Below are 2483 nucleotides of genomic sequence, written 5' to 3'. Positions count from 1 at the left end.
ATCATGCCGCCTAGGCTCATGCCATTTTTTTCGGCTTGTTGCAGCATTTCATCGGCATTTTTAAAAGGATAAGCCACCTCAACCGATTGAGTTTTGGTGCCATTTTGCAATTCATCTGCCGTTGCAATAAAACCGCCACCGATCGAGTAGTAGGTTTCATCGACAATTACCTTTCCAGCTTGATCAAACGCGGTAATCATCATGCCGTTTTCATGCAGGGGCAGATTGTCTTCATGAAAGAGCATGTCGGTTTGGTAGTTAAAGCCAATCGCGTGGCTGCCACTCAATTGCATTTCACCACTGTCGATAGCGCGTCGCATCGCTTCATTAGCGCTAGTGATCTTAATCGTGTCTGGCTTATTACCAAGCAAACCCAAAATGGTCGCTCTATCAGTGTGGTGTCCGATACCTGTTAGTGACAGTGAACCATAAAGATCGACCTGAACGCGAACCACCTCTGTGATTCTATCCGCGATTAATTGAGTGAAATGAAAACCCGCAATCATTGGGCCGTTGGTGTGTGAGCTCGAAGGTCCAACACCAATTTTGTAGATATCAAAGATAGATAACATAGATATACCAGTAATAGTCGGTCAATTAAGAAAGAGCGGCATAGAGCCAATCAGGGATAACAATACAAGCAGCGATCGTCACAACAGCAAAGACCAACAAGCCGTAATGACTCGCGGTAGGCTTAGCGAACAAGTGCTTTTGCTTGGCGATAAATTCGTTTTGCTGTTGTGTCACCTCTCCCCAGAAATGGCTCACAACAACACCTAACACTAAGAAAACCACCGTGCCAATCAAGGCAAACCAAGGCCAAGAGATGCCACTGTATTTGGCAATAAATACCACTACGACACTGCCGATACTGCCTGCAATCACCCCTTTTTCATTCGCTCGCTTGAAGAACAAACCTAGGATGAAAGAGCCAAGGCGAATACCGACAAAAATCGAAGTTAAGCTAGCAATCGTTTTGAGTACAGATTCATTCGAGACCGCCAGTAATGCAGGCACAACAACCGAAGCCGCAGCGACCAGGCTCATCTTTCTGACTACCGATTCATAGTGTGCATCGGAGGCTGATTTACGGAAAAAGCGCTTATAAAAATCGAACGTTGCGACGGTTGCCATTGAGTTGTAGGTCGAGTCGAGAGTCGACATAGCGGCAGCTGATAACGCAGCAATCACTAAACCGACAATGATTGGATTGGTGTGGTTAAACACAAAATCGAGAATAACTTCATTACTGTTTTCAAAACTATTGTCTTGGTAGAAGACGCTTAGCAACACGCCCATTACCGCAAAAAATAGGTAGATGAAGAAGGCGCCGTAGCCACACAACAACATAGATTTCTGTGCGGTTTTCACATCCTTTGTCGCCAGCGTTCTTTGAATAATCAATTGGTTAGTGCCATAGACACTCAAGTGTAAAAAACTCACTGCCACCACGCCTGCCCACAATGTGGTATCGACACCTAGGTCAAATTCGAGGTTAATAATATTCAGATGCTCAGGAGACAACACCTCCCCCGCATCAATCTTCATCAGTAATAGGCCGAAGATCGCTATGCTACCGATAATCAATACTGCCGACTGCAGCATGTCGGTCCATATTACGGTTGAGATACCACCAGCATAGGTATAAAGAGCGGTGAACAGGCTGATATAAATAATTGCTTCAGAAATCCCGATGGGTAGCACTTGTACTAAGATCAGCGCTACTGCATACAAAATGACACCTGCAGAAATACATTGAACCACAATAAATACGATGGAATTAATCGTACGAGCAACAATGCCGAAGCGGTGCTCTAGGTATTCATAAATTGAAGTCAGGCCAAGCTTGTAAAAGACAGGAACAAAGAAAACCACAGCAAAAAAGATCACTATTGGGTAATTCAAATGAACGCTCATCGCTTCCATACCAGAGCTATAAACCCAGCCAGGCATACCCACGAACGTCATCGCACTGATGTAGGTTGCAAGAATCGACACACCTGCCGCAAACCAACCAAATTGTTTCCCACCAGTTGAAAAATCGCCACCAACGCTATAGCGCTAATTAACTAAGTAGCTGATAAATAAGGTAGTTAGCACATAAAGGGCAACCACCACAAAGCTTGAGTACGTAACCATTTGTAGATTCCGTTTATTATATTTCGCAAATTATTCGCAGCCAATATTACTTAAAATTGGCTAACTTCCCTCAAAAACCCCCTGTAAGTGTGAGTATTGTCACTAAGATAGATGAATAATCACTCAAAACATGCATAAAGTGCCAAAAACGCGATCTAATGGGATCAAGATCACCAAAATACACAAAATGGGTACGCACTCATTTTAAAATTGACTTTGATCACGGATCTAATAACCACAAAAACTCTATTATCTCTCCCGAAACGAAGACAGTGTAGTGACAGCCAATAACCACTACACCGTAATCAAAACTAAAAACACCCTATATAAAATAAAGGTTTATC

Annotated in this window: 1 protein-coding gene and 1 pseudogene; both read right to left on the bottom strand. The window is 43.3% G+C overall.

Annotated elements, in window-relative coordinates:
- Window positions 1-572, bottom strand: a 572-nt coding sequence (locus BCT81_RS00765) for a serine dehydratase beta chain (protein ID WP_277869777.1), incomplete at its 3' end; no start/stop codon positions are given.
- Window positions 573-597: 25 nt separating this feature from the next.
- Window positions 598-2139 (bottom strand): annotated as a pseudogene (locus BCT81_RS00760) (sodium/solute symporter).
- Window positions 2140-2483 lie beyond the last annotated feature (344 nt).

The organism is Vibrio sp. 10N.261.52.A1, from assembly GCF_002876325.1.
In the GTDB taxonomy this organism is placed as follows: domain Bacteria; phylum Pseudomonadota; class Gammaproteobacteria; order Enterobacterales; family Vibrionaceae; genus Vibrio; species Vibrio chagasii.
Note: the sequence above shows the minus strand (reverse complement) of the source record. Positions and strands in the feature narration are given on the sequence as shown.